Genomic DNA, 26,055 nt, shown 5'->3' with positions numbered 1-26,055 from the left:
TATTATGTCTATGTCACATTGATAAAACTCTCTAAATCTACCTTTTTGTGCCTTTTCTCCCCTATATACTTTACCTATGTGATATCTCTTAAAAGGAAATGTTAATTCTGAAAAATGTTGAGCTACATATCTAGCTAGTGGAACTGTCAAATCAAATCTTAACGCTAACTCCGTATCACCTTTATTAAACCTATAGATTTGTTTTTCCGTGTCCCCTCCGCCTTTTGCCAATAACACTTCCGCTTTTTCTATTATTGGAGTGTCTATTGGTAAGAATCCAAACTTTTCATAGTTTTTTCTAATGGTATCCATCATTTCATTAAAAAGTATCTGATCCAATGGAGTTAATTCCATAAATCCTGCCAATATGGATGGTTTAATTATACTTTTACTCATATGTACGCCTCCAAACATCTAATTCATTTAGTATAATAATATCATCTTTACGATTTTTTTCAAATAAATTATTTAATAAATGAAGCTGAATGCCATGCCAGCTTCATTTATTTTCTATTTTTAACTTTTCTTAACTTTAAGATTTCCTTCGCATTTTTCACATCCTAAGCAAAAATATACTCTATCTTCAAAGACGTCTGTAATTATCTTTATTACATCTCTATCTTTGCTTTTATCACTCAAATGTATTATTAAATTTTGAGGTGCTAGAACAATTAAAGCACTGATTAATATATCATCTTCACTAAAATTATTAACATTTATCTCTGTACTTATATCATCAAAGAAGTTTTTATCTATTTCATTACCTTCTTCATCTAATAATTTGTATTCATCGTTTTTAGTGACTAAATTTAATAATTCATATTTTGGATTTTGAGCATCTATAAAATACTTTAATATGCTGATGAATTCTCTGTATTCTTTTCGAGCAGTGAATTCTTCAATCCCTTTATCGATAACTACATTTAAAAAGAGATTAAGATCTTTCAATCTAAATGTAATAAATCCATCTATTGAAATCAAATGTTTATCAATTATATATTTTTTAATCTGATTATTTAAATATTGCTTTTCAACTATAAAATTATCTTCATTTAACAACAACTTTTTAGCTATATTAACTATTTCTTTTCTTTCAACTGATTGTAATTGTTTAAATTTATCATTTATTTGTTTGTTCATTATACCTTCAGAATATATGTTTAATATCAAGTCCAATATTAAATTCGTTATTTTATTATAAAAATCTTTGACAGATTTATTTTTTACAGGAGTTATGTTAAAAAAATGTCTGGAATCATAATCTACTTCTTCTACTTTTATCTTCTTTTGCGAGAAATAATTAGCAATTATTTCTCGTGCTTCATCTACATTCTTATTCAATCCTACTTGAATATTCATGTATTTTCACTCCTTTCTGTTAATAGTATGCTCTATGAAAATGTCGATATACTGCATAAAGAGTTACTCTATTGGCAATATAGACTAATTAAACTTCCAATGTCTCTTATTATATCATTACTTAAATAAATAATGTCTTTTTTGTATTTTTTTAGAAATTTTATGATTTTAAACCTATCTGGATGTTCTATAAGTTTACCAGAAAAAACTATACTTTCTTTAGATATATTGCCACAAGTTCCTCCTATGAAACCATATGGATATCCTTCTAATTTTATATATCCTGGTTCTATTAATAGAGAATCTATTCCTAATTTAGTCAATTTACGATATATAGGATAATCTGCAGTTATAATCGCTTTATTGCTGATTATTGCTATGGAACATTTAGTATACCCTTGTTCAACATGAATAAATTCTAAATTTTCCTTTTTTAAATAGTATTTTAATTTTTCATCGGTATATTTAAAATTATGTATAGCAAAATTATGTACTCTTGCTATATTATACGCTATATCGCTTGGATACTCCTCAGTTAATTTTGTTTCACCTTTTATAATTTTTATACCCATTCCAAATAATTTCTCTTTATAATAATCAAACACATTTGGTGCAACGATTACAGTATTATGATTAATAGGATGTAAAACAATATCTGGATGGTACGAAATAGACTCTGATACTTCTTTGCATTGAATAGTGGGAACTACCTTTAGGTTTAACTTTTGAAGTGTGTTAAACATTTCTGTTGAAATACGTCCATCTACTATTACAGTATTTGTATATCTATTTGGAACAAAGGGATTTTCTGACATATTATCACCATCCTGATAAAAAATAAAACCTTCTAAAGATAGAAGGTTTTTTGGAGGCGGCACCCAGATTTGAACTGGGGAATAAAGGTTTTGCAGACCTCTGCCTTACCACTTGGCTATGCCGCCATATTTGAGTTTATTGTTGGAGCGGAAGACGGGATTCGAACCCGCGACCCTCGCCTTGGCAAGGCGATGCTCTACCACTGAGCCACTTCCGCACACATCTGGTGCCCAGAGGCGGAATCGAACCACCGACACGAGGATTTTCAGTCCTCTGCTCTACCGACTGAGCTATCTGGGCTTAATATAATAAATATAAGCTTCTCTGGGACTTGCTATAAGTTATTTGGCTATGTAGTACATTAGATAGTATACAATATTGTTTTGGTAAAGTCAATAATAAATTCTTAAATCCCTATTAGCAGCCAACAACTAATAGGGATTATCTAATAGTTTCGTTAATTCATCTCCTGAAATATTTAAAAGCCCCTATTAATAGGGGCTTGATTGCTACTGTTAAAAAACTATTTAATTTAATTCAAAGAGAATCAAGGATTATAGTTTGTTAACGTTAGTAGCCTGTGGACCTTTTTCTCCTTGAACTATTTCAAATTCAACGCTTTGTCCTTCTTCTAAAGTTTTAAATCCGTCTCCTTCGATTGCTGAATAATGTACAAAAACATCTTCGCCTTCGTCAGTGGAGATAAAACCATAACCTTTTGTGGCATTAAACCATTTTACAGTACCTTTTACCATTTTAAAACATTCCTCCAATACAACAATTTAATAATAGATGAGTCCTTATGTATCATCTACCTTTAGTTTAGTCTATCACAATATTTATATTCTTGTCAAATAATATTCCCATTTATTTTTTTATTATTCCTGTGTTTTCTAATCTATTTAAGCAATAACTACAAAATTTATCCTCTCGCTTTTATTATTCTGTTTATTGAATGAAAAACCATCAAAACAATTGATCTCCTGAAAATTTGCCAATTGAAGTAATTCAATTATTTCATCTGTATGATATGCCCTTTCAATATGTTCTTCATCAAATCTTTTGTAATTTCCCCTTTCATCTTTTACAAAGAAGGTAAGAAAAAATTCTGAACAATTCTTATCTTCATCAAAATAATTTTGCCACGTATAAAATATATCTTCTCTATCCTCTAGAAATGTGTTGTTCCCAATGATATCTTTTAATTTATAATATGAATTAATATCAAATATAAACACGCCATCATCTTTAAGATGATTTTTTACATTTTTAAAAGTACTCAGTAGTTCATCTTTATCTGTAACATAATTAATACTATCACATATAGATATTATGCAATCAAATTTCTTATTTATATTAAAATCCACCATATTCTGATTAAATATAGTTACATTTTTATATTTATTTAACTTGTTATAAGCTATGCTAAGCATATCAGTAGATAAATCAAAACAGGTTATATCATAGCCATCTTTAGCTAAATAACTGGTCAAATTGCCTGTTCCACAGGCCATTTCCAATATGAACTGAGGATCTTTATCAAATTTTTTGAGTACCTTTTTAATGTATAAGTACCATTCCTTATAGTCTACGTCTGTCATCAATTCATCATATAATAATGCAAAGTTGTTATACATTATTGATCCCCCTTATACATTTTTATTCGCTCTCGTTTTTCTTCTTTTTCATATCCCTTTTCCTAACTGTCATTAATCCACCTATTCTACCTGATTCCTTAGCAGTTAGGCCTCCCCATCCTACTTCTTTAATCTTATCTGTCAATCCTAATTCATCAGCAATTTCATATTTTAATTTATCTTCTAAAGTTGGCTTTTTTTTCTTCTTTTTTGCCATATTCATCCCTCCTAATAGTTATTATTGGAATGAATGAACATTTTTATTCTTATACGAAGAAATATCTATAGTTATAGACTATGAATATTAGAACTACTACTAGTATAGGGACTATCTCTATACCACTCATCTTTTGTTCATTGTTTACTTGTTTAAATAAAGGTTCTTCAATTTTACTTTGTTTGTTAGTAGGAATTGATCTAATTAACCTCTTTACAATTAACCAGAATAGCAACGCCATGACACCAATAACTATAGTACTATATATTAGCTCAATATCAGGTATAATAGCTGATTCCACATTTATCGTTTGTTCCATATTATTTGTAAAAAACCCTATACATAATGCTATAGAATTGTTGGTTGCGTGACCAATAATTGAAGCAAATATTGAATTGGTCTTATATACTAATATACCAAACAATATACCTAAAAATATTGGCCCTAGTAGATTTTGAACATTAAAATGAAATATTCCAAATAATATGGCTGAATAAACAATGGCTTTTTTCCTGCCTAGAGAGCTATAAGAGTTCATTATCATGCCTCTAAACATTGTTTCCTCACATATTCCAGGTGTTAAAGCTATTAAGAAAAATCCTATTAAAAATTCGATTGGTGCAGTAGGTATGGGTACAGAACTTGGCATGAATTCGCCAAATTTGCTCATTATGATAATACCTATATAATTAAAAAATACAGCTACTGGATACGAAAACAAAGCAATAAATATTACGTACATAATCTGCTTTAGGCTTATCCTATTGAGTCTTAGAATATTTTTTATTGAATATCCTCTCATCTTTAAATATAGTAATATTGGTAGAAGTATTATTATATATTCGGTTATAAAAAGACCACTATATACTTCTTTACTCTGAGCCCATGCTCCTACTGTTATTAATAATAGAGCAATAATTAAATAAAAAAAATTGGTCTCTACTATTGTTGGCTTGTTATTATTTTTGTCCATTAAACATTTTACACCTTCTTTTTAATATAAGTTTTAAAAGTCAATAAACCTGCAGGTTGACCTGTAGGTTTAATCATCAAAAGTAAAAATATATGGTATATTTCTATAGTAATCCCCATAATTAAGTCCATATCCCACTATGAATACATCCGGGATAGTAAATCCTACATAATCAGGAGTAATATCAGCTTCTCTTCTACTTGGTTTATCCAACATAACACATACCTTTATGGATTTTGGCTCTTCTTCACCGATATATTCTACTACCTCTTTCATGGTATTTCCCGAATCCATAATGTCATCTACAATCAATACATGTTTACCTTTTATATCAGTTCTAATATCATTAATTATTTCTACTATTCCTGAAGAAGTTTCGCTATGACCATAACTTGAAGTAGTCATAAAGTCTACATTTACAGGCACATGCAGTGCTCTGACTAAATCAGCAGCAAAAACAAAACTTCCTCTAAGCAAAGATATTACTACAATATTATCTCCTTTATAATCATTAGATATTCCTTTTCCTAATTCTTTAACTCTTTTTGCAATTTCATCCTCATCAAATAATATTTTAGGCTTTTTATTAAACTCCAACAATATTCTCCCCTTTCCTTTTGTATATTACTTTGGTTTTCTTCTTAATATTTGTTTTATTTCTCTTAATTCTAATAAAATTTTATTTAGAGTATATTGGAGACTTACTAAAATTATCACTATTGTAAAAATAATTATCACTGTATAATTCATTAAAATTCTCCTTGTCCCTAATATTGAATTTGATATTTAAAATATTAATTATTGTGTAGATTATAACACAAATTGTGGGTTTGGTAAAAGGGAATATAAAAATAATACCTTCCATATTTAAATATGAAAGGTATTACTATAAATTATACTTCGTCTTTATAAACTTCAGCTCTGTTATTGTCATTTTCAACATATTCTAATTTTGAAATAGACACTTCATAAGCTACCCTTGTTTCAACTTCATTATCACTGAGCTTTTTCTGATATTCACGACTCTGAATTCTTCCCCATATCCTCATATGATCTCCAACTAATACGTTGTCACAAAATCTGGCATTTCTTCCCCACGCGATACAAGGTATGTAATCTGATTTATTATAGGGTCTGTTTACCGCTATAAGTAAATCTGATATCTCTCTACCGAAAGGAGTAGTTCTATAAATTGGTGATTTGCAGATATAGCCGTCTAAAAATATTTCATTAGGAGATTTTAAGTGTTCTTTTATTTCTTCTTCATCCTTTAAAAGCTTTATATCCCTTGCAAATACTGTCAATACTAATCTGCTAGAACCATTTTCATATCGATTATAAGAGCGCAATTGACCAGAAATATCTACATATGAACCCTCTGATAAATCAATGTTAATAATCAATCTTTCAGATATCGTTACTGGCAAAATATCTACAGATTCACTTAATCTTAAAACTTCCAAATCAAAATTATAAAATCCTTCTCCATACATCTCATGGCTAAACTCAATTGGGGTTATTATCTTCCCCGTAACGTCCACCTTGTTTGTTTCCATCAGATTTTTAACCACAAATATCATCTCCCCCTTATTCTTATGTTTCTAACAATCTATAATTATGTTTATTCAATGAATTTTATTATTATGATTAAGAGCATGAATTTTTTAATTATAGATAATTTATCATTAGCAAATTCCCTTGATAATATTTTATCAAATATAAAATGCTTTTTCTAGTCGATTTTTAGACTTTCTAAATAAATCAAAGCTTTTTTGTCTATTTACCCTTTATCTGTCTTCCTGTATTATCCATGTGAAAATCATCTTTATATATTAATTCTGACACGGGTACTAGCTCAAATCCTTCTTCCTGCAATCTTTCAATAACTATAGGTAGGTATTCTAATACATATTTCGCATTGTTGTGGAATAACACTATTGATCCGTTTTGTACATTTCTTGTCACTCTATCCACTACAGGTTGAACTCCTAATTCCTTCCAATCCAGTGAATCGACATCCCATTGGATAGCATAATAGTCGTTTTCTCTACATAGATTTACTATTCTATCATCATAGTCACCAAATGGTGGTCTGAATAATATAGGTCTTTCATTTATTAGTTTCTCTATTTTATCCGAAGTTGTATCTATCTCTTTTATTGCTTCTCCATCGGATAGTTCGGTCATATACGGATGATTGGTAGAATGGTTTCCTATCTCATGACCCCTTGCATGTATTTCTTTTACATCTTCTGGAAATTTGTCTACCCAAAATCCAACTAAAAAGAATGTTGACTTGACATCATATTCATCTAGTATGTCCAATATCCCTCTAGTAAACTCGTTTCCCCATGCTGCATCAAATGTAATAGCTATTTTCTTCTCTTCCGTATCTACACTATATATGGGTAATTCTTTGCTGTAAGAAAATGCCTCCAGAATATTATTATTTGTCTTTAAAGTCATATAAGATATAGAGATCATAACTAAAATTGTAATAATCATTATTCTATATAACATTCCATTTTTAGCTTTTATCACTTTCAATATATCCCCTCCCACAGTTTCTATTATTACAATCTATTCTAAAAAACTCATTATATTACTTTGCTGAATAGAATTTATTGATTTCTATGTAAATATTGAAAAATAACTTATAAGAGATAAGTAAAATTTTACTTACCTCTTAAATATGGTATAATTTAATATAATTACATAAAAGTTAAAGAGGTGTTAAACATGTTTTTCGAAAATAGTGAAGAGCTAGCACAAAATAAGTTGCTTTTATTATATATTATAGATAAATCCAAAAAATTACTTACAAATGAACAACTTACTGAATTTGTATTAAAAGAGGATTATATGAATTATTTTTTAGTTCAACAATACTTATCTGAACTTGTATCTGCTAATTTCCTAGAATATGCAGATACAAAAGACAAAAAAGTTTATCATCTGCTAAACAAAGGAAAAGCTACTTTATCATATTTTGAAAATAGAATTTCTCAAAGTATTAAAGACAACATTAATGATAGATTCAAACAGATAAATAAAAATGAAAAAAAAGCTACTCAAGTTTCAGCAGAATACTTTAAAAAAAATAATAATGAATTTGTGGTTAATTTAAAACTTATTGAAAATACTGAAACTCTTTTTAGCCTTTATCTAAATGTTGCTACAATCAAACAAGCGGAAAAAATCTGCGAGATATGGAAAGATAATACTGAATATATCTACAAGAATATACTAAATATGTTAGTTGATGATGAAATAACTTCAGTTTAGGGTTAGGATACCACTAGGCTCTTTTCCTACCTCTATGTTTTCTATGATCTTATTTGTGTTTATATTAAACAAGATCAACTTGTTGGTGGATAAATTGGAAATAAAAAGGATATTATCTCCATTCCATCCTAATTTATTAGGCATTCCTGCTAAATAGGTTTTGCTTAATAAATCCTTTTTCTCCAAATCCATCCTATATAAATATCCATTGTCCATACTGGTGATAAAGATTATTTCACTGCTATTTATTTTAAACATGTTATTGAATATCCCTTTAAAAACTCTACTATCCTTTTTCTTATGGGTTTTTATGTCCATTATAGAAATATTGCTATTGTTGATTATACTATTATTTATATTTGCTAATATAAACATCTGGTCTCTATCAATAACCATCTTTACTGGATTATTATCTAATTTTATTGTTTCTATGGTTTTTCCTTTTAAATCTATCATATCTATGCTATATCCATTGCTATTCGCAACATACATTTTAAAATTGTTTTCATCTATTTCAATGTCTATTGGTTTTTCCCCTACAGGAATATTTTCGATTAAAGAAAATTCATCTGCATCAACTATTGATATAGAGTTAGAATCACTATTGGTTATATAGAGTTTGTTTTGAAAATATTTTATACAGGTTGGATATTTCCCTACGGATATAATATCTACTATCTTCTTATGTTTCAGATCAATCTTCAAGACTGAATTATCATATACATTTGTACAATAGAGACAATCTTTTCTATTGTATTCTAAATCATAAGGACCAATTGGAAATCCATGAAATCTAATAGTTTGCCTATTACTGCTATTGATTGAGTCCTTTAAATCTAATGTGTCAATTTTGTTCCCATCTTTAAAGTCTATAAATGTTAATGTGTCATCTCCAGTATTGGCTACTATCACTTTCTCTCTTAATTGCAATTTATCACCTCCAACTGCTATATAAGTTAATCTATGCTTTATAGTAGTCAGAGGTGATGAAAAACACTAAATTATTCTTTCATTTTTCATCAAATATTCTTTTTATCAAAAAAGGTTTTTCTATATATAATTTTCTTCTTTTTATTTCCTGTATCAGTAAATCTACTGTAGTCAGTTTTCTCTTCCATTGCTCAAAGTAACCAGCTTTTTCTAACAATTTTAATCTATCCATTTCCTTTATAGTAATATCTATTAGCTCTCCGTCTCCCATTGACTTGTAAGGATAAAACTTTACATTATTCATAAAAAACCCTCCTATAGAATATATAATAATGTATATTCTATGGAAGGGTTACTTATAACTAGTAATTATTGAGCAAAATCCTTCTTATATTACCTATTAAATATAAAGATCCAGCAAACACTATTAAGTCATCATTGTCAGCTAATTCATAGGCTTTATCTATGGCTTTTTCATTGTCCTTTTCTATGTGAGTATTTTTATTATATTTATTTATTATTCTTTCTAGGTCTTCTGCTTCCATCTTTCTAGACATATTAACTTCTGTAACTATTATTTCATCAGCCATAGGAGTTAACATCTCTACCATATGTTCCACGTCTTTATCCTTCAGAATTGCTGTTCCAAGTATTAATCTATTGTATTCAAATCCCTTTAAGCTCTCAACTAATGATCTTATTCCCTGAATGTTGTGGGCTCCATCAATCATAAATGTAGGAGCTTTTTTTAGTATCTCCATTCTCCCTGGCCATTTTGTGTTTTTTAGTCCATCTCGTATATTATCTTCGGTTGCATTGACTAACCCTTTTTCCTTTAGTATCAATACTGCCGTTAGTGCTAAAGCAGCATTATAAGTCTGATGTTTTCCTAACAAACTAATTTCTATATTCTTAAATTCCTTGTCATTATATTTGAAATTAAATACTCCACCATGTTTAGTTAAATTTACTATTTCCACACTTTTCATAGGACACACTATTAGTTCTGCCTCTTTGTCAGCAGAGATTTCCTTTATAACATCTATTGCCTCTTTTTCCTGAGTATAGGATAATACTAGACCATTATCCTTTATTATTCCACCTTTTTCATATGCAATCTTTCCTAGTGTATGTCCTAATACATCCATATGGTCATAATCTATGGTGGTTATAATAGAAATTAAGGAATCTTTTATCACATTTGTAGAGTCAGCTCTTCCACCTAATCCAACTTCTAATACAACATAATCAACATTCTCTTCATTAAAATATACAAAAGCAATGGTAGTTACTATTTCAAAAGTAGTTGGGTGTTCATATCCTTCTTCTAACATAATTTGAATTCTATCCTTAATTCTCTTTGTTATGTCCGCTAACCTTTCATCAGGTATATCTGCTCCATTAATAGAAATTCTCTCATTAAACCTTTCCAAATATGGCGAAGTAAACAATCCTACCTTATAGTCTGATTCCTTCAATATATTTGCTACAAATGCTGCAGTGGAACCTTTACCATTAGTACCTGCTAAATGAATATATTTCATTCCCATATGAGGATTACCGAGTAAGTTTAGCAGTCTGTCTATTGTATCCAGTCCTAATCTTGACCCAAATTTATTCTTATCATTTATATAATTTAATGCCTCTATATAATTCACTTCGACCCCTCGTCTCATGTTAATATTAATTGGATTTTAAACCTTTAAGTCTTTCTAATACTTTCTTCATCATGTTTTCATATTTCTTTTCTTTTTCTCTTTCTTTTGCTACAACTTGTTCTGGTGCTTTGTTTACAAATCCTTCATTTGAAAGCTTACCTCTTACTCTTTTTAATTCCGAATCCAATTTTTCCTTTTCCCTTTCCAATCTTTCAATTTCCTTATCAAAATCTATTAAATCTTTTAATGGAATAAATACTTCACATCTATCTAGTACCACTGATAGGTTATTTTCTCCTAACCCTTCTTTGTTTTCTTGAATTATAATGTCATCGGCACTTGCTAAGTTAATGAAGTATCTCTTACCATAATCTATTATATCCTTTATAGTTTCATCCTTAGTTACAAACATAAGAGAGGCTTTTTTAGAGAGAGCAATATTCATCTCTTGTCTTGCATTTCTTATTCCCTTTATCGCTTTCATGATAAATGCCATTTTTTTTTCAGCTTCCCTATTAGTATCTTCTTCATTATAGTCTGACCACTGACTGATAATTAAAGGCTTCTCTCTTCCAGGTAAGTGTTGCCATATCTCTTCAGTGATAAAAGGCATGAATGGATGCAACAATTTTAGTGTATTTTCTAGAACATATAGAAGTACCTTTTCTGCTGTTTCCTTACTTTCAATGCTATCACCATATAATCTAGGTTTAACCATTTCTATATACCAGTCACAGTACTCATCCCAAATAAATTCATAGATCTTTTGAGCTGCTAAACCTATTTCATATTTTTCGAGGTTTTCCGTTACTTCCTTGATAACACTATTTATTCTTGATATTATCCATCTATCTTCTTCCTCTAATAGTTCTTTATCAATTGTTTCCATTGATATCTTTTCATCCAGATTCATGAGTACAAACCTAGTGGCATTCCATAATTTATTTGCAAAGTTTCTGTTTGCTTCGACTCTTTCCATATAAAAACGCATATCATTTCCTGGAGTATTTCCAGTAACAAGAGTAAATCTTAGTGCATCTGCACCATATTCATCAATAACATCTAGCGGATCTATACCATTTCCTAAAGATTTACTCATCTTTCTACCTTGAGAATCCCTTACAAGTCCTGTCAAAAATACATCTTTAAATGGTACTTCCCCCATCTGTTCTATACTTGAAAATACCATCCTTACAACCCAGAAGAATATGATATCATAACCTGTAATCAATACATCTGTTGGAAAGAAATAATTCAATTCCTCTGTGTTTTCAGGCCAACCTAATGTTGAAAATGGCCATAATGCTGATGAAAACCAAGTGTCCAATGTGTCCGGGTCTTGATGTATATTGGTACTGTTACATTTAGTACATCTTTTTGGTTTTTCTTTAGAAACCATTATTTCATCGCAGTCTTCGCAATAATAAACTGGTAATCTATGCCCCCACCATAGCTGCCTAGAAATACACCAATCTCTTATATTTTCTAACCAATGGGTATATATCTTCCCGAATCTTTTAGGAATAAAGTTTAATTTTCCTTCATTATACGCTTTTAGTGCAGGCTCTGCTAGTGGTTTCATATCTACAAACCATTGTTTTGATATTATTGGCTCAACTGTTGTTTTACATCTTTCACAATGACCTATGCTGTGATCATGGTCTTTTACTTCAACTAGATAATCCTGTTCTTCTAAGTCTTCTATTATCTTCTTTCTTGCCTCATATCTATCCAATCCATTATATTTACCACCATTTTCATTTATTCTAGCATCATCAGTTAATATCTTGCATTGTCCCAATTCATGTCTTTCTCCTACTTCAAAGTCATTAGGATCATGAGATGGGGTTATCTTAACTGCCCCAGTACCAAATTCCATCTCTACATATTCGTCAGCTATTATTGGTATCTCTCTGCCTACTAATGGTAGTATAGCAATCTTGCCAACTAAATCCTTATATCTGTCATCTTCCGGATGTACAGCTATGGCTAAATCGCCTAATATTGTTTCCGGCCTTGTGGTAGCTATTGTTATATATCCATCTTCATCCTTTAACGGATATCTTACATACCAAATATGTCCTTTAGTATCTTCATGTTCCACTTCTGCATCTGATATAGCAGTCTCACAATTCGGACACCAATTTATTATTCTGTCTCCTCTGTATATTAACCCTTTGTCGTATAGTTTAATAAATACCTCTTCAACTGCATCGCTTAAACCTTCATCTAAGGTAAATCTTTTCTTGCTCCAATCGCATGAAACACCTAACTTTTCAAGCTGATTGTTTATATTTCCACCGTATTTCCTGGTCCAATCCCAAGCCTCTTGAATAAATCCTTCTCGTCCAAGATCATCCTTATTTTTCCCTTGTTTTCTTATCTTTTCTACTACTTTTGCTTCTGTAGAGATACTTGCATGGTCAGTTCCTGGCTGCCATAAGGCTTCATAGCCTTGCATTCTCTTCCATCGAATAAGGATATCCTGTATTGTATTATTCAATGCATGCCCCATATGAAGATTCCCTGTTACATTTGGTGGGGGCATCATGATGGTATATGGCTTTTTATCTCTATTTACTTCTGCTTTAAAATATTCATTTTTGTTCCAAAAATCATATAATCTATCTTCAAAGTCTTTAGGGTTATATGTTTTTGATAAATTCTCAATCATCTTTTTACCTCCTAATTTTTTGTATGTTGTAATGCTTCACAGATCTTGAAAATGTCACTAATTACACAATTTACAATTTAAAAACCCTTCGTCCTTAATTGTCAAGGACGAAGGGTAATATTCGCGGTACCACCTTAATTCCATAATAAAAAATATTATGACTCTTGCAGATTTTAACGGCATTGCCGTTTAAGCCTACTATACATTCAGCTCAAATGCTCAGAAGCTACCTTCAGTAAATATTGACTAAAAAAGTCTTTCAGCCTTTGGACTTTTTTCTCTATATAGGATATTAACTTACTCCTCTTCTTCATAGCTTAATATAAAATTATTATCAATATTATATATACAAAGTTATTTCTTGTCAATATAGTTTTACAGAAAGTCTTCTTCTTTATCCTTGGATAGGAAAATTCTTAAATAATTCATAAAAGCTATTACATTTAATGATACTGTGATTATAATTAATACTTCTTGTAAACTGAAGAAAGATATATCCAGTACAATTGCTAATATAGCAACATAAAAGGAAATTGTAGCACCTTTGCCAAATTTATTGGATGGTAATACCTTATTACCTTTGAATAAATAAAGAATTAATCCGCCTGTAATCATCAATATTTCTTTTGCTCCAAGAATCAATAATACCCAAGATGGAATTAATTTTCCTATGGTAAAACTGATGAGTACAGCAAAAGTCATTAACTTATCTGCAAGAGGGTCCAAAGCAGCTCCTACTTTTGAAGTCAAATTATATTTACGTGCTATGCGACCATCTAGAGCATCTGTTAATCCTGCTATTATAAATATTATTCCTGAATAGAGTAGGCTGTTATTCTCGCTATTGAAAAAAAAGTATAAATACATTGGCACCAAAATAACTCTAAGTACAGTTAATATGTTAGGAATGTTCACATTAAGCCCTCTTTTCAATTATTAATATAGTTTAGTCACCAAAACATACGACTAGAATATTATAACTATATAACGATACTTATTATTTTTATAATATTACAGAGGTGATGGGATGTCAAAGGTTTTTAAAGTAATTTCATTGATTTTGTTACTGACTTTATTAATGGTTACTGTATTAACTGGTTGTCAACAAAATAAGAAACTAAGAAAAATTACACTAGTAGAAGTAACCCATTCATTATTTTACACTCCACAATATGTAGCTTTAGCTCAGGGGTTCTTTGAAGAAGAAGGATTGGATGTTGAGATTGCTGATGGAAAAGGTGCAGACAAGGTTATGGCAGCTCTACTAAGCGGTGAAGCTGATATTGGATTCATGGGACCTGAAGCTTCAATATACGTTTATAATGAAGGTAGGGGAAATTATGCTATTAACTTTGCACAATTAACTCAACGAGACGGTTCTTTCCTTGTAGGAAGAGAGCCTGATCCAAACTTTACATGGGATAAACTTGAGGGGAAGGAAGTCCTTGGAGGAAGAAAAGGTGGAGTACCTTACATGACTTTAGAATATGTTATCAAAAAACATGGATTGACACCAGGAGAAAATGTAAATCTAAGAACTGATGTACAATTTGATGTACTATCAGGAGCATTTGTTGGTGGCGAAGGTGAGTATGTTTCTCTATTCGAACCTGTAGCTTCTAGTTTAGAAAAGGAAGGCAAGGGATATGTTGTTGCATCAATAGGTAGAGAAGGAGGATATATTCCTTATACATGTTATTCTGCACTAAAAAGTACAATTGAAGAAGATCCTGAGCTAATCCAATCATTTACAAATGCATTATATAAAGGTATGCTATGGGTACAAAATCATTCTCTAGAGGAAATTGCTAAGGTAGTAAAACCATATTTCCCAGACACTGAAGATGATATATTGGTATCACTTATAGAAAGATATAGGGATCAGGATAGTTGGAAACCAGATCCTATAATATCAGAAGAAGGATTAGACCATCTGATGGAAATAATGGAAATGGCAGGAGAATTAGATCAAAGAGCAGATTATGATGAAATAGTTATAACTACATTTGCTGAAAATGCGATGAAAAATATTAAATTAGAGTAAAAACAGTGGAAACGATATTGGTTGTTTAAACAATCAATATCGTTTCTAAATTTTGAAATGCATAAATAAGTTACAAATTAGTTACATTTTCCTCTTTTCTTATTCTTAATTATAATATATACTAAAACATGTAAGTTAAAATGACAAAAAAGGAGCTGATTTGACAATGTTAAATATTAAACCTTTGAAAAATACAGTGATAGCTTTTACTATAGCTGGAGCTATATATATAAATCCCATGTCAGTACAAGCTGAATTAGGAGATAAAGTCCTAAAAAAAGGAATAACCCATGAAGATGTGCAGGTACTTCAACAACACCTAAAAGATTTAGGTTATTTAGAACTGGAAGAAACTACTACATATTACGGTGATATGACTTTTAACGCCGTAAAGGATTTTCAAAAATCTCAAGGGCTGAGTGTGGATGGTTGTTTTGGTTCTGCTTCATTTAAAACTTTACAGAATGTTTTGGACAAGCATGAACCTTTAGAATATAACCGAGTGCTAAAAAAAGACTTAACCGGAAAAGATGTACAAGCTTTACAAGAAAGACTTAAGAGTTTAGGCTTTTTAAAAATAGATAATTGCACTACTTATTATGGTTCAATGACTGAAGAAGCTGTTAAGAATTTTCAAGATGAATATAATATTAAAGTTGATGGGATAGCTGGACCTGAAACCATTAAAACTATAAATGGTGTATTAAGTGGAAAAATTCGCAAACCTGCTCCAACATCTAGTAGAGGCGGATCAACATCTAGTAGTATAGGAAAAAGAATTGTAGCAACAGCAAGAAAACATCTGGGTGTATCTTATGTATATGGTGGTTCTAGTCCGAGTGGTTTTGACTGTTCAGGATTCACTCATTACGTATATAAACAATATGGTATAAGTATACCTCGCTCTTCTTCATCTCAGGCAAGTGTAGGTACTAAGGTTAGTAAAGGAAACTTGCAGGTTGGAGATTTGGTGATCTTCAGCAATACTTATAAATCTGGACCTAGTCATGCTGGAATATATGTAGGAAATAATAAGTTTATACATGCTAGTACTTCGCATAAGGGAGTAATTATATCAGATCTTACTTCTAGTTATTATAGTAAGCATTTCTCATATGGTAGAAGAGTATTTTAATCCAATTTGCAATTTTTAGAGTCAAATAAGGAATGATCCTTGTGTGTCAGAAAGATCATTCCTTTGTTTTAATCGTAAATTATCTAACTATCTCTGTATAAATCCTACCTTTCTATATACTTTTCTTAAAGTTTTCATGGATATATAGTTAGCTTTTTCCGCTGCTTGTTTATATACTTTTTCTAGATAGTCCTTATTTTTCATGTAGTAATCATATTTTTCCTGAATTGGGGTCAATCCTTCTACTACTACTTCTGCTACATCTTCTTTAAATTTACCATATCCAGTACCTCCATATCTGTTTTCTATCTCTTGTATGGAATCGCCTGAAAATACGCTGTATATATTCATCAGGTTTTTGATGCCTAATTGTTCATCATTATATTTTACTTTTCCTATGGAATCGGTTACTGCTCTTTTTACTTTTTTTCTAATAACATCTGGCTTGTCGAGGATCAGTATATATCCATTTTCATTTTCATCGGATTTGGACATTTTACTTTTTGGATTTTGAAGACTCATAATCTTTGCGCCCTCTTTCTTAATTAAAGGTTCTGGAACTTTAAATGTTGGGCTATATCTATTGTTGAATCTCTCTGCTAAATCTCTAGCTAGCTCCAAGTGTTGCTTTTGATCTTCTCCTACTGGTACTAAATCAGTTTGATATAGTAGTATATCTGCTGCCATCAATACTGGATAGGTAAATAAACCTGCATTTAAATTTTCTTCTGATCTCTGTGATTTTTCTTTATACTGTGTCATCCTACCTAGTTGTCCCATATAGGATATGGTATTAAGTACCCAAGTTAATTCTGCATGTGCCGGTATATGAGATTGGATAAATATGGTGCTCTTCTCTGGATCGAGCCCACTAGCCAAATATATAGACAATAATTCTAAGGTATTTTTTCTTAAATCTTTAGGTACCTGAGGTACTGTAATAGCATGTAAATCAACTATACAATAATAACAGTCATATTCATTCTGTAGGGAAATCCAATTCTTTATAGCTCCAATATAATTTCCTATGGTTAAACTACCTGATGGTTGAATTCCACTAAATACGGTTTTCTTTCCCACTTTGATACCTCCTATCAATTCAAATATTTCTATAAAGTTTGTAAGATAATCATACTAGTGAAAAAATTAAACCCTTTCGTCTCTATATAGAGACGAAAGGGTTACTTCCGTGGTACCACTCAAATTGGCATATTGCCCACTTTAATCTTTTAAGGATGATTAGCCCTAATATCCTACTATGATTTCAGACATTACCTCTCAGGTCCATTCAGCATAATAGTATCATCAGGCTTCCACTATCCCCGATTCGCTGATAGACCTTTATTATGCCTACTAATCCTGATCAACGTGTTAGATTATATTTAATTCCATTATATACATTTTTTTATAAAAGTAAACCTTTTATTTTATTCTACTACAATTAATTCCTTATCATAATCATTTAATATTTCATGGCCATCCTCTGTTACAAGTACTAAGTCTTCAATTCTAACTCCAACTTCTCCTGGTATATATATTCCTGGCTCAACAGAGAATATCATTCCTGGTTTTACTTGATCTGTGTTAACTGAAGATACATCTCCAAATTCGTGTACCTCTGCACCTATAGAGTGACCAGTCCTATGAGTGAAGTATTTGCCATATCCTGCTTTTTCTATATGATCTCTCGCTGCAGCATCTATATCGCAAAATCTTACCCCAGGTTTTATTATTTCTATGGCCTTTTTATTTGCTTCTAGTACAATATTATATATTTCTTTAGATTTCTCAGATACTTCTTTATAGAATACAGTTCTAGTCATATCTGAACAATAGTAGTCCTTTACACATCCAATATCAAGTACTATGCTATCTCCAGGTTTTGTAGTAACATTTCCTGGTACTCCATGAGGATCTGCTGCATTGGCACCAAAGGCTATTATTGGATCAAAGGAAAATCCTTCTGCTCCAAGTTCATCATATATCCTGTTAAGTTCTTGTACTAAATCCTTTTCTGATAATTCGCTTGATATTACTTTTATTAATTTTTCTACTGCTTTATCATTAAGCCTTGAAGCTTCTCTCATCAATTCTCTTTCTTCTTCATCTTTACACATTCTTACCTGATCTATTAAAAATGATGAATTTACAAATTTTGATCCTCCACCTAATTCCATAAGTCTAAGTAAAAATCTTGATGGCCAGTTTTTATCTATTCCCATTACCTCGTCTTTTTCTACATGTTTTGAGATAATTTCTACAGCATCTTGTGTATCATCAAACCATGTGACTTCTATACCTAAATCTTCTGTAATAGGAAATAATTCATTGACAAAAAGTTTATAATTCCCATTAATATTTAAATAAAGAGCTAATAGTCTTTCTCCAGGATTTATCCATTTTCCTGTTAAATAAAATATTGCTGCTGGATCTGATATTATCATCTGGGGAATATCATTTTTCTTCATTTCTTCTAGGACTTTATTTACTCTATTTTCTTTCATAAAACCACTCCCTAAAATTTATTTAATTTTATTATTGATATTTTTATACTATATAATAATACCATATCCAGAGCAATTATGAAAATGTCTATTTTAGTATTTCTTTTATATCACATACATCAAATTGTCATCTCTGTTGTTTTTTACTACCTTGGCAGGCATACCTACAGCAGTGGTATATGGAGGTATATCGTCCAATACTACTGCATTAGCCCCTATCTTTGCACCTCTTCCTATGGTTATTGGACCTAGTATTTTAGCTCCTGAACCTATCATCACATTATCTTCTACGGTAGGATGACGTTTGGAATTAGGATCTCCACCAAGTCCTCCTAGGGTTACTCCATGATACATTGTTACATTGTCTCCAACTTCTGCAGTCTCCCCTATTACTACTCCCATACCATGATCTATAAAGAAATTTTTCCCTATTTTAGCACCTGGATGTATTTCTATTCCTGTTTTTCTTCTTGCTATTTGAGAAATAATCCTTGCCAATATAAATCTCTTCTTGTTATAAAGCCTATGGCATAATCTATGATATATTATTGCTTTTAGACAAGGATAACAAAAAATAGCTTCAAACATATTTTTTGCCGCTGGATCCTTTTCTAATATATTTTTTGCTTCCTCTTTTATAATCTTAAACATTAATATCACTCCTTATTGAATAAAGCTGTAGATAGGTATCTTTCTCCTGTATCAGGAAGTACTGTTACAACTTTCTTACCTTTACCTAATCTCTTTGCAATCATCATTGCAGCCTTTATATTTGAACCTGAAGATATTCCACAGAAAATTCCTTCTTTATCTCCAACTATTCTAGCTTGGGATAATGCGTCCTCATCTTCCATTTTAATTATCTCATCAATTATATCTCTATCTAATATACTTGGTATAAAATTAGCTCCTATTCCTTGTATTCCATGACTACCCGGCTGACCTCCAGATATTATTGGAGATTTACTTGGTTCTACTGCAACTATTAGTGTATTAGGATTTACCTCTTTTAACTTCTTGCCTATTCCTGATATAGTCCCTCCTGTTCCTACACCTGCTACAAAAGCATCTACATTTTTATTCATATCCTCCAATATTTCTACTGCCGTAGTTTCATAGTGAGCTTTTACATTGCTTAAATTATCAAATTGACCTGGCATAAAATATCCATTTTTATCTGCAAGCTCTTTGGCTTTATCTACTGCGCCTTGCATTCCAAGTTTTCCTTCCGTAAGAATTAAATCTGCACCATAAGCTTTCATCAGTTTTCTTCTTTCTATACTCATAGAATCTGGCATTACTATTATTACCTTATATCCTTTTGATGCTCCTATCATAGCTAGAGCTATACCAGTGTTTCCACTAGTTGGTTCTATAATGGTGCTATCTTCTTTAAGAACACCCTTTTCTTCAGCATCTTTTATCATATACAATGCTGCCCTATCTTTGACACTTCCTCCGGGATTAAATGATTCTATCTTTACATATATATCCGCCATATCTTCTGTAGTTATATTATTTAATTTAACCAATGGTGTTCTACCTATGGTTTCATAAATATTGTTATATTTCACTACTATTACCTCCATATATATTAATTTTTGTTACTTAATAATTTCATAATAATTCAATTAAAATAAAAGCTTATGATTAAATGGATATAATATATTATGCTCAAATTAGCAAAATAAAAAAACCCTTTACCTCATGTATATCACTATACAGAGGCAAAAGGTTAACTTTCGCGGTTCCACTCTGTTTAGGACAATATAGTCCTATCTTTTTCGAGTACTAGCATACTCTAGTTCTGTAACGGGAACTACCGTTTTAGTCTACTTGTATTTCGACCAAAAGCTCAATGGTGCACTTCAAATATATTCAGTATAGATTCATCTCACCATTTAGAATCCTCTCTGTGTTACTTCCTACATTCTACTTTACCATCTCACAGCTTTTAATATATAAATATATTATAATTAATTATACCACATTTTTTTTAAATTGAAACATTTCTATCAAAATTTATAAATTGAAATTTAATAATGCTAAAATTGAATAAACATATGAACTAGGTCTTTTATTGATATTTTCACCAAATGAATGAATTAAATTTTGATATTTTTCATAGATGTTTTCATCTTTTGTAATGCGATATAATTTGCTCAAAACTAAAATAGCAAATGAATTTCCTGAAGGTATTGCTCCATCATAAATATCCTTTGGTCTAAGTATAAGTTCCTCTGAAATATCACTGTAATAAAACATTCCTCCATCTTTTTCATCTAAAAATAGTTCTATCATATCATATGCTAAATTTTTACCTATTTTAAAATAAGCTTCATCTTTTGTTACATCATATAACGATAATAATCCAAATGTGAAAAAGGCATAATCTTCTAGAAAACCATAATTATAGCTTTCTCCTCCTATATGTGTGGACAATAGATGTCCATCTTCATCTACAGAATTAGCTATTATAAAATCTGCAGCTTCCTTTGCTTTATTTGTAAATATATTGTTATCCATTACTTTACCACCATAAGCTAAGGCTGCTATCATAAGCCCATTCCATGATGTAAGTATTTTTTCATCTCTGTGAGGTTTTGTTCTTTTCTCCCTGTAAGTAAGTAACATATCCCTTAGGCTGTCTAATCTATTCTTATTCTCTTCACTTATGGAATCTAAATCTTTATCTATCAAATTTGGAATATTCTTTCCTTCAAAATTCCCTTCGTCTGTTATATCATAATTATCACAATAAAATTCCCCAAGTTCTTCTCCTAAAAGACTTATTACTTCATCATATTCAAATATATAATATTTGCCCTCTTCCCCTTCACTTTCTGCATCCAATGCAGAATAAAATCCACCTTTGTCAGATGTAAGTTCTTTTAATACAAATTTAAATATCTTCTCTGCGACGTCTCTATATAGTGATTTTTTTGTTATTTCATATGCTTTAGTATATGCAATTCCAAGAAGAGCATTGTCATACAACATCTTCTCAAAATGAGGTACAAGCCACTTTTCATCTACTGAATACCTATAGAAACCAAAACCAACGTGATCAAATATTCCTCCCTTGTACATGCTCTTCAAAGTAGTTTCAGCCATATACAAAGCCTTATTATCATCTACACTTTGCCCATATTGTAATAAAAATAAGACGTATTGAGGTAACGGGAATTTGGGTCGTCGTGAAAATCCACCATTGTTTTCATCAAATATACTTTCTAACTCATCTTTTGTCTTTTTTAATATATCGCCATCTAAGTTTCCTTCAGATAATATATTATACCTTGAATTCACTTCCCTTACTATTTGGTTACTGTCTTTAATTATCTCTTGTTTCTTATCTTGCCACAAATTCTTTACCTTTGTTAATAAATCAATCAATCCTGTGAGACCTCTTTCTGACCTTTTAGGAAAATATGTCCCGGCAAAGAAAGGCTCCTTTTCAGGTGTTAACAATAGATTTAGAGGCCAACCAGCGCTTCCTGTCATGGCTTCTGAAAAAGTTATATATACCTTGTCAATATCTGGTCTTTCTTCTCTATCTACCTTTATAGGTATGAAATGACTGTTCAATATTTCTGCTACTTCTTCATCTTGAAATGATTCTCTGTTCATATTATGACACCATCTACAAGTAGAATATCCTATGGATAAAAATATAGGTTTATCTTCTTTCTTAGCTCTATCTAAGGCTTCCTCTCCCCATGGATACCATTTAACTGGATTGTAAGCATGTTGCAGTAAATAGGGGGATTTTTGATAGATCAATTCATTCGGATTTTTATTTTTATCTCCGCTCATTTTGCCATATCCTTTCTATTTTTATTCTTAGTTCTATTCTACCCGTACCTATTATCAATATTCCAAAATTATAAGGATTCCTTTTTACTCTCTAACCATAATAATTTAATTATAAATACTAGAAATAAGGAAAAACTAGATTGCGTATCATATTTTGAAATGGAGGTTTAGCATATATGGAATTATCTCCAAGACTATATCATTATTTTATTAGACCTAAATGGTTTTCGAATATATTCTATAATACATTATTTCAAGATTACTTTGAGTTTGAAGGAAAAAATGTTCTTGATTTTGGGTGCGGTATTGGCTCTGCTTCACATTTATTTGAACCAAAATATTATCTTGGAGTTGACTGTGACAATAGAAGAATTGAGTATGCTAAAAAATTATATCCTAATCATAATTTTATGGGAGTTCAAGATGCTCAACTTCCTATACCAGAAAACTCCATTGATTGTATTCTAATTTTGTCAGTACTTCATCATATACCTACTGAATCACTATTAAATTATCTAAAGAGCTTTCAAAATATATTAAAACCTGATGGTAGCGTAATAACTGCAGAACCATGCTTTTATAAAGATGCTCATTTACCTAACTGGTATATGTCCAATTTTGATAGGGGAAAATATATAAGATATGAACATGAATATTTAGATATATTTAGGAATGCTAATTATGAAATAAAATCTATAAGAAGATGTAATCAACTACTATTCTATAACAAAATTATATTTTCAGCCTCGCCTGTTAAATAAAAAGGAAAATCCTCTTAAAAGGACTTTCCTTTCTATTCTTTAAACACTCCTGATGTTCTATTAACATCCAGTACGAATATGATGCCTTTTCCTGGCTTATCAATATCAATTTTTTCTTTAATGGCATTTACTATTGAATCTGTATTTTTGACTTCTGATAGAATTAATATGATTTCTTTTTCTGGCTCTATTTCTATATTGAATAGCTTCGCTTTTTCTTTAGACCCAGCTCCTCTTCCATGAATCACTGTACCTCCTGTTGAACCAGCAGATTTTGCCGCCTCTATAACATCATCAGATACTCCTTTATCCACTATTATGAATATGGCTTCGTAACCCATATTATTTACACCTCTCTTTTCAGCTTTTAGTATATATTCATATTCTCTCATTCCTAACAAATATTTTATTGGCATAGAAAAAGCTATGCCGTGATTAGGCTTATGGAAACAAAACTTTTTTGTCAATTCATCATGAAAAGTTTCTTCTAAATTTTGATCGATTGCCATAATGAGTATCTCTCTTCTCATCTCATCAAGACCTAAAAAGTTTAACAATGGATTCTTAATTGTCCCTTTTCCTAATATGAAAGTTCCTCCAGTCGCACCTAGTTTTCTAGATTCCTGTAAAATTTTATCTCCTTTTCCAAAATCCACAATTGAACAAAATAATGAAAACTTTCTATTTGGATGATCCATTTATATGAATACCTCCTTTTTCTGCCTTTATTTTAAATATAAATCCAAGTATTTGTATTGCTACTAATGGAGTCATAGCAACCATTGCTATAACACCAAATCCATCTATTAACACATTTGCTGTTGGAATAGCTTCGGCAGCTCCCTGTGCAAAAGCTAATATAAACGTGGCGGTCATTGGTCCTGATGCAACTCCTCCAGAGTCAAATGCTATACCAACAAAAATAGGAGGAATTTTATAACTTAATAATATAGCTATTGCAAATCCTGGCAATAGAAAATGCCATAGTTTCAACTCTGGTATCATTATTCTTAACATGGACATAGATACTGCAAATGCAATTCCAATGGATAATGCTCCTAAGATAATCTTCTTTCTGATATGTCCTGATGTTACATCCTCTACCTGCTCTGTTAATACATATACTGCTGGTTCAGCAAGTACAACCATCATACCTAGTAAAAATCCAACAATTGGCAATATCCAATTAAATTCAAGACTTGCTATACCGTATCCAATCACTCTCCCTACTTCCATAAATCCTGCATTGACTCCGACTAAAAATAATACTAATCCAAGATATGTATATAGAAGTCCTTTTAGTATCTTATTCATATTTTTTCTATTTAATTTAAATTTAACCGCATTAAAAATTAAAAACAATAATAAAATGGGTAATAATGTTATAACAGATTCTCTCATTAGCTTTGGAAATTCTTCTAGGTATGGTCCTAAAATTCCAGCATGTAACACAAACGTTTCAGCTTCACCTTGTATATCGGCTACACCTGATAATATACTCATCATCATTACAGCAATAATTGGACCTGTCGATGCAATACCAACTAATCCAAAACTATCCTCTTCTGATGTTTTTCCACCTTTTAGCTGAGCAACACCTAATGCCAAAGCTAAAATAAATGGTGTAGTCATGGCTCCTGTAGTTGCTCCTGATGCATCGACTGAAATAGCTAAAAACTCTTCTGAAACCTGTAATCCTAAAATAAATATTATAAAGTATAGTATAGTAAATACCCTGTTTAATGGTTTTTCAAATAATATTCTAATCAATCCTATAGATACCATGGCACCTACTCCAATAGATACCACAATGATGATTGAATATGCCGGTATTATTCCTCCAGTTGCATCATTTACTTGATTAGCAAGTATCTGAAGATCGGGCTCTGCTATTGTTATTAGTAATCCTAAAACAAGCCCAAGTATTCCTACTATATTTACTTTATTACTTTTTGCTATTGTTTCACCCATTAGATTTCCTATTGGACTTATACCAATATCAACTCCAAATAGAAAAATCCCGAGTCCAATTATAATTAATATAGCACCTATTATAAATCTAACAAGTACCTCAGCTTCTATAGGAATTAAAGTAAAACTAAGTATAATTACAAATAAACTTATAGGTAGTACTGACAGCAATACCTCTTTAAATTTATTGAACAATAAATTCAAATATATCAGCTCCTTTCTAATGTTATGTGAAATCTTATCAATAGTAAAGTGAAAATTATATAAAAAATAGA

General features: G+C 30.7%; 27 protein-coding genes, 3 tRNA genes and 3 other annotated features. Of the genes, 4 read left to right on the top strand and 26 right to left on the bottom strand.

Features of this window, described 5'->3' with window-relative positions:
- The 14 genes from K8M07_RS10130 to K8M07_RS10070 form a co-directional block, all read right to left on the bottom strand.
- The coding region (locus K8M07_RS10130) for an ATP phosphoribosyltransferase regulatory subunit (protein WP_223378455.1) at positions 1 to 396 on the bottom strand (396 nt) is incomplete at its 3' end.
- 120 nt (positions 397 to 516) lie between these two features.
- Positions 517 to 1,359: a putative sporulation protein YtxC gene (gene ytxC / locus K8M07_RS10125; protein ID WP_223378453.1), complete on the bottom strand. Its 843-nt coding sequence runs from the start codon at positions 1,357 to 1,359 to the stop codon at positions 517 to 519.
- 68 nt (positions 1,360 to 1,427) lie between these two features.
- Positions 1,428 to 2,174 carry a DUF6873 family GME fold protein gene (locus tag K8M07_RS10120; protein WP_223378451.1) on the bottom strand — a complete coding sequence of 249 codons (747 nt, stop codon included), beginning with the start codon at positions 2,172 to 2,174 and terminating at the stop codon, positions 1,428 to 1,430.
- Positions 2,175 to 2,225: 51 nt separating this feature from the next.
- Positions 2,226 to 2,300 (bottom strand) — tRNA-Cys (locus K8M07_RS10115).
- Positions 2,301 to 2,317: 17 nt separating this feature from the next.
- A tRNA-Gly gene (locus K8M07_RS10110) sits at positions 2,318 to 2,392 on the bottom strand.
- 7 nt (positions 2,393 to 2,399) lie between these two features.
- Positions 2,400 to 2,475 (bottom strand) — tRNA-Phe (locus K8M07_RS10105).
- Between the two features lie 254 nt (positions 2,476 to 2,729).
- Entirely contained in the window at positions 2,730 to 2,930 is a 201-nt protein-coding gene (locus K8M07_RS10100) for a cold-shock protein (protein WP_223378449.1), read from the bottom strand.
- A 147-nt stretch (positions 2,931 to 3,077) separates the two neighbouring features.
- Positions 3,078 to 3,812, bottom strand: a complete 735-nt coding sequence (locus K8M07_RS10095) for a class I SAM-dependent DNA methyltransferase (RefSeq protein WP_223378446.1) — start codon at positions 3,810 to 3,812, stop codon at positions 3,078 to 3,080.
- A 22-nt stretch (positions 3,813 to 3,834) separates the two neighbouring features.
- Positions 3,835 to 4,029, bottom strand: coding sequence for a small, acid-soluble spore protein, alpha/beta type (locus tag K8M07_RS10090; RefSeq protein ID WP_223378444.1), 195 nt, complete (start codon positions 4,027 to 4,029; stop codon positions 3,835 to 3,837).
- A gap of 49 nt (positions 4,030 to 4,078) precedes the next feature.
- A complete protein-coding gene (locus K8M07_RS10085; RefSeq protein ID WP_223378442.1) occupies positions 4,079 to 5,002 on the bottom strand; it encodes a CPBP family intramembrane glutamic endopeptidase in 924 nt (307 codons plus the stop codon).
- A 69-nt stretch (positions 5,003 to 5,071) separates the two neighbouring features.
- The gene (gene hpt, locus K8M07_RS10080; protein WP_223378440.1) at positions 5,072 to 5,599 is read right to left on the bottom strand and encodes a hypoxanthine phosphoribosyltransferase; all 528 of its coding nucleotides are present in this window, start codon (positions 5,597 to 5,599) and stop codon (positions 5,072 to 5,074) included.
- Between the two features lie 27 nt (positions 5,600 to 5,626).
- Positions 5,627 to 5,752, bottom strand: coding sequence for a hypothetical protein (locus K8M07_RS12705; protein WP_263282522.1), 126 nt, complete (start codon positions 5,750 to 5,752; stop codon positions 5,627 to 5,629).
- A 143-nt stretch (positions 5,753 to 5,895) separates the two neighbouring features.
- The gene (locus tag K8M07_RS10075; RefSeq protein ID WP_411741967.1) at positions 5,896 to 6,582 is read right to left on the bottom strand and encodes a single-stranded DNA-binding protein; all 687 of its coding nucleotides are present in this window, start codon (positions 6,580 to 6,582) and stop codon (positions 5,896 to 5,898) included.
- Positions 6,583 to 6,778: 196 nt separating this feature from the next.
- Entirely contained in the window at positions 6,779 to 7,543 is a 765-nt protein-coding gene (locus K8M07_RS10070; RefSeq protein ID WP_223378459.1) for a polysaccharide deacetylase family protein, read from the bottom strand.
- 198 nt (positions 7,544 to 7,741) lie between these two features.
- Between K8M07_RS10070 and K8M07_RS10065 the strand changes: the two genes are divergently transcribed.
- Entirely contained in the window at positions 7,742 to 8,287 is a 546-nt protein-coding gene (locus K8M07_RS10065) for a DUF4364 family protein (protein WP_223378436.1), read from the top strand.
- Here K8M07_RS10065 and K8M07_RS10060 read toward each other — a convergent pair.
- The 5 genes from K8M07_RS10060 to pgsA form a co-directional block, all read right to left on the bottom strand.
- Entirely contained in the window at positions 8,279 to 9,217 is a 939-nt protein-coding gene (locus K8M07_RS10060) for a YncE family protein (RefSeq protein ID WP_223378434.1), read from the bottom strand. The two genes, K8M07_RS10065 and K8M07_RS10060, sit on opposite strands and share 9 nt — an antisense overlap.
- A gap of 79 nt (positions 9,218 to 9,296) precedes the next feature.
- The gene (locus tag K8M07_RS10055; RefSeq protein ID WP_223378432.1) at positions 9,297 to 9,521 is read right to left on the bottom strand and encodes a hypothetical protein; all 225 of its coding nucleotides are present in this window, start codon (positions 9,519 to 9,521) and stop codon (positions 9,297 to 9,299) included.
- Between the two features lie 58 nt (positions 9,522 to 9,579).
- Positions 9,580 to 10,875: a bifunctional folylpolyglutamate synthase/dihydrofolate synthase gene (locus tag K8M07_RS10050; RefSeq protein ID WP_223378430.1), complete on the bottom strand. Its 1,296-nt coding sequence runs from the start codon at positions 10,873 to 10,875 to the stop codon at positions 9,580 to 9,582.
- 25 nt (positions 10,876 to 10,900) lie between these two features.
- Positions 10,901 to 13,549: a valine--tRNA ligase gene (locus tag K8M07_RS10045; RefSeq protein WP_223378428.1), complete on the bottom strand. Its 2,649-nt coding sequence runs from the start codon at positions 13,547 to 13,549 to the stop codon at positions 10,901 to 10,903.
- 100 nt (positions 13,550 to 13,649) lie between these two features.
- Positions 13,650 to 13,872, bottom strand: a binding site (T-box leader).
- A 52-nt stretch (positions 13,873 to 13,924) separates the two neighbouring features.
- Positions 13,925 to 14,464 carry a CDP-diacylglycerol--glycerol-3-phosphate 3-phosphatidyltransferase gene (gene pgsA / locus K8M07_RS10040; protein WP_223378419.1) on the bottom strand — a complete coding sequence of 180 codons (540 nt, stop codon included), beginning with the start codon at positions 14,462 to 14,464 and terminating at the stop codon, positions 13,925 to 13,927.
- 112 nt (positions 14,465 to 14,576) lie between these two features.
- Here pgsA and K8M07_RS10035 point away from each other — a divergent pair, with 112 nt between their 5' ends.
- Together K8M07_RS10035 and K8M07_RS10030 are read left to right on the top strand one after the other, a co-directional pair.
- On the top strand, positions 14,577 to 15,593 hold the full coding sequence (locus K8M07_RS10035) for an ABC transporter substrate-binding protein (protein ID WP_223378417.1): 1,017 nt from the start codon (positions 14,577 to 14,579) through the stop codon (positions 15,591 to 15,593).
- Positions 15,594 to 15,759: 166 nt separating this feature from the next.
- Positions 15,760 to 16,728, top strand: a complete 969-nt coding sequence (locus tag K8M07_RS10030; RefSeq protein ID WP_223378415.1) for a peptidoglycan-binding protein — start codon at positions 15,760 to 15,762, stop codon at positions 16,726 to 16,728.
- A gap of 87 nt (positions 16,729 to 16,815) precedes the next feature.
- On the opposite strand, the gene trpS is transcribed toward K8M07_RS10030, so the two are convergent.
- From trpS to K8M07_RS10005, 5 genes are all read right to left on the bottom strand, one after another.
- A complete protein-coding gene (gene trpS / locus K8M07_RS10025; RefSeq protein ID WP_223378413.1) occupies positions 16,816 to 17,808 on the bottom strand; it encodes a tryptophan--tRNA ligase in 993 nt (330 codons plus the stop codon).
- An 85-nt stretch (positions 17,809 to 17,893) separates the two neighbouring features.
- Positions 17,894 to 18,104, bottom strand: a binding site (T-box leader).
- Positions 18,105 to 18,155: 51 nt separating this feature from the next.
- Positions 18,156 to 19,232: a M24 family metallopeptidase gene (locus K8M07_RS10020; RefSeq protein ID WP_223378412.1), complete on the bottom strand. Its 1,077-nt coding sequence runs from the start codon at positions 19,230 to 19,232 to the stop codon at positions 18,156 to 18,158.
- 105 nt (positions 19,233 to 19,337) lie between these two features.
- Entirely contained in the window at positions 19,338 to 19,883 is a 546-nt protein-coding gene (epsC, locus tag K8M07_RS10015; protein WP_263282517.1) for a serine O-acetyltransferase EpsC, read from the bottom strand.
- A 5-nt stretch (positions 19,884 to 19,888) separates the two neighbouring features.
- Complete coding sequence (gene cysK, locus K8M07_RS10010; RefSeq protein WP_223378407.1) at positions 19,889 to 20,821, bottom strand: cysteine synthase A; 933 nt, start codon at positions 20,819 to 20,821, stop codon at positions 19,889 to 19,891.
- A gap of 131 nt (positions 20,822 to 20,952) precedes the next feature.
- Positions 20,953 to 21,190, bottom strand: a binding site (T-box leader).
- Positions 21,191 to 21,254: 64 nt separating this feature from the next.
- The gene (locus K8M07_RS10005) at positions 21,255 to 23,048 is read right to left on the bottom strand and encodes a thioredoxin domain-containing protein (RefSeq protein WP_223378406.1); all 1,794 of its coding nucleotides are present in this window, start codon (positions 23,046 to 23,048) and stop codon (positions 21,255 to 21,257) included.
- A 176-nt stretch (positions 23,049 to 23,224) separates the two neighbouring features.
- Here K8M07_RS10005 and K8M07_RS10000 point away from each other — a divergent pair, with 176 nt between their 5' ends.
- Entirely contained in the window at positions 23,225 to 23,809 is a 585-nt protein-coding gene (locus K8M07_RS10000; protein WP_223378404.1) for a class I SAM-dependent methyltransferase, read from the top strand.
- Positions 23,810 to 23,841: 32 nt separating this feature from the next.
- On the opposite strand, the gene K8M07_RS09995 is transcribed toward K8M07_RS10000, so the two are convergent.
- Positions 23,842 to 24,507: a P-II family nitrogen regulator gene (locus K8M07_RS09995; protein WP_223378402.1), complete on the bottom strand. Its 666-nt coding sequence runs from the start codon at positions 24,505 to 24,507 to the stop codon at positions 23,842 to 23,844.
- On the bottom strand, positions 24,491 to 25,984 hold the full coding sequence (locus tag K8M07_RS09990; protein WP_223378400.1) for a DUF1538 domain-containing protein: 1,494 nt from the start codon (positions 25,982 to 25,984) through the stop codon (positions 24,491 to 24,493). Before K8M07_RS09990 ends, K8M07_RS09995 begins: the two co-directional genes overlap by 17 nt.
- Between the last annotated feature and the right edge of the window lie 71 nt (positions 25,985 to 26,055).

Source organism: Schnuerera sp. xch1, from assembly GCF_019931165.1.
In the GTDB taxonomy this organism is placed as follows: Bacteria; Bacillota; Clostridia; order Tissierellales; family Tepidimicrobiaceae; genus JAIOUP01.
This window is presented reverse-complemented; position numbering and strand designations above follow the sequence as displayed.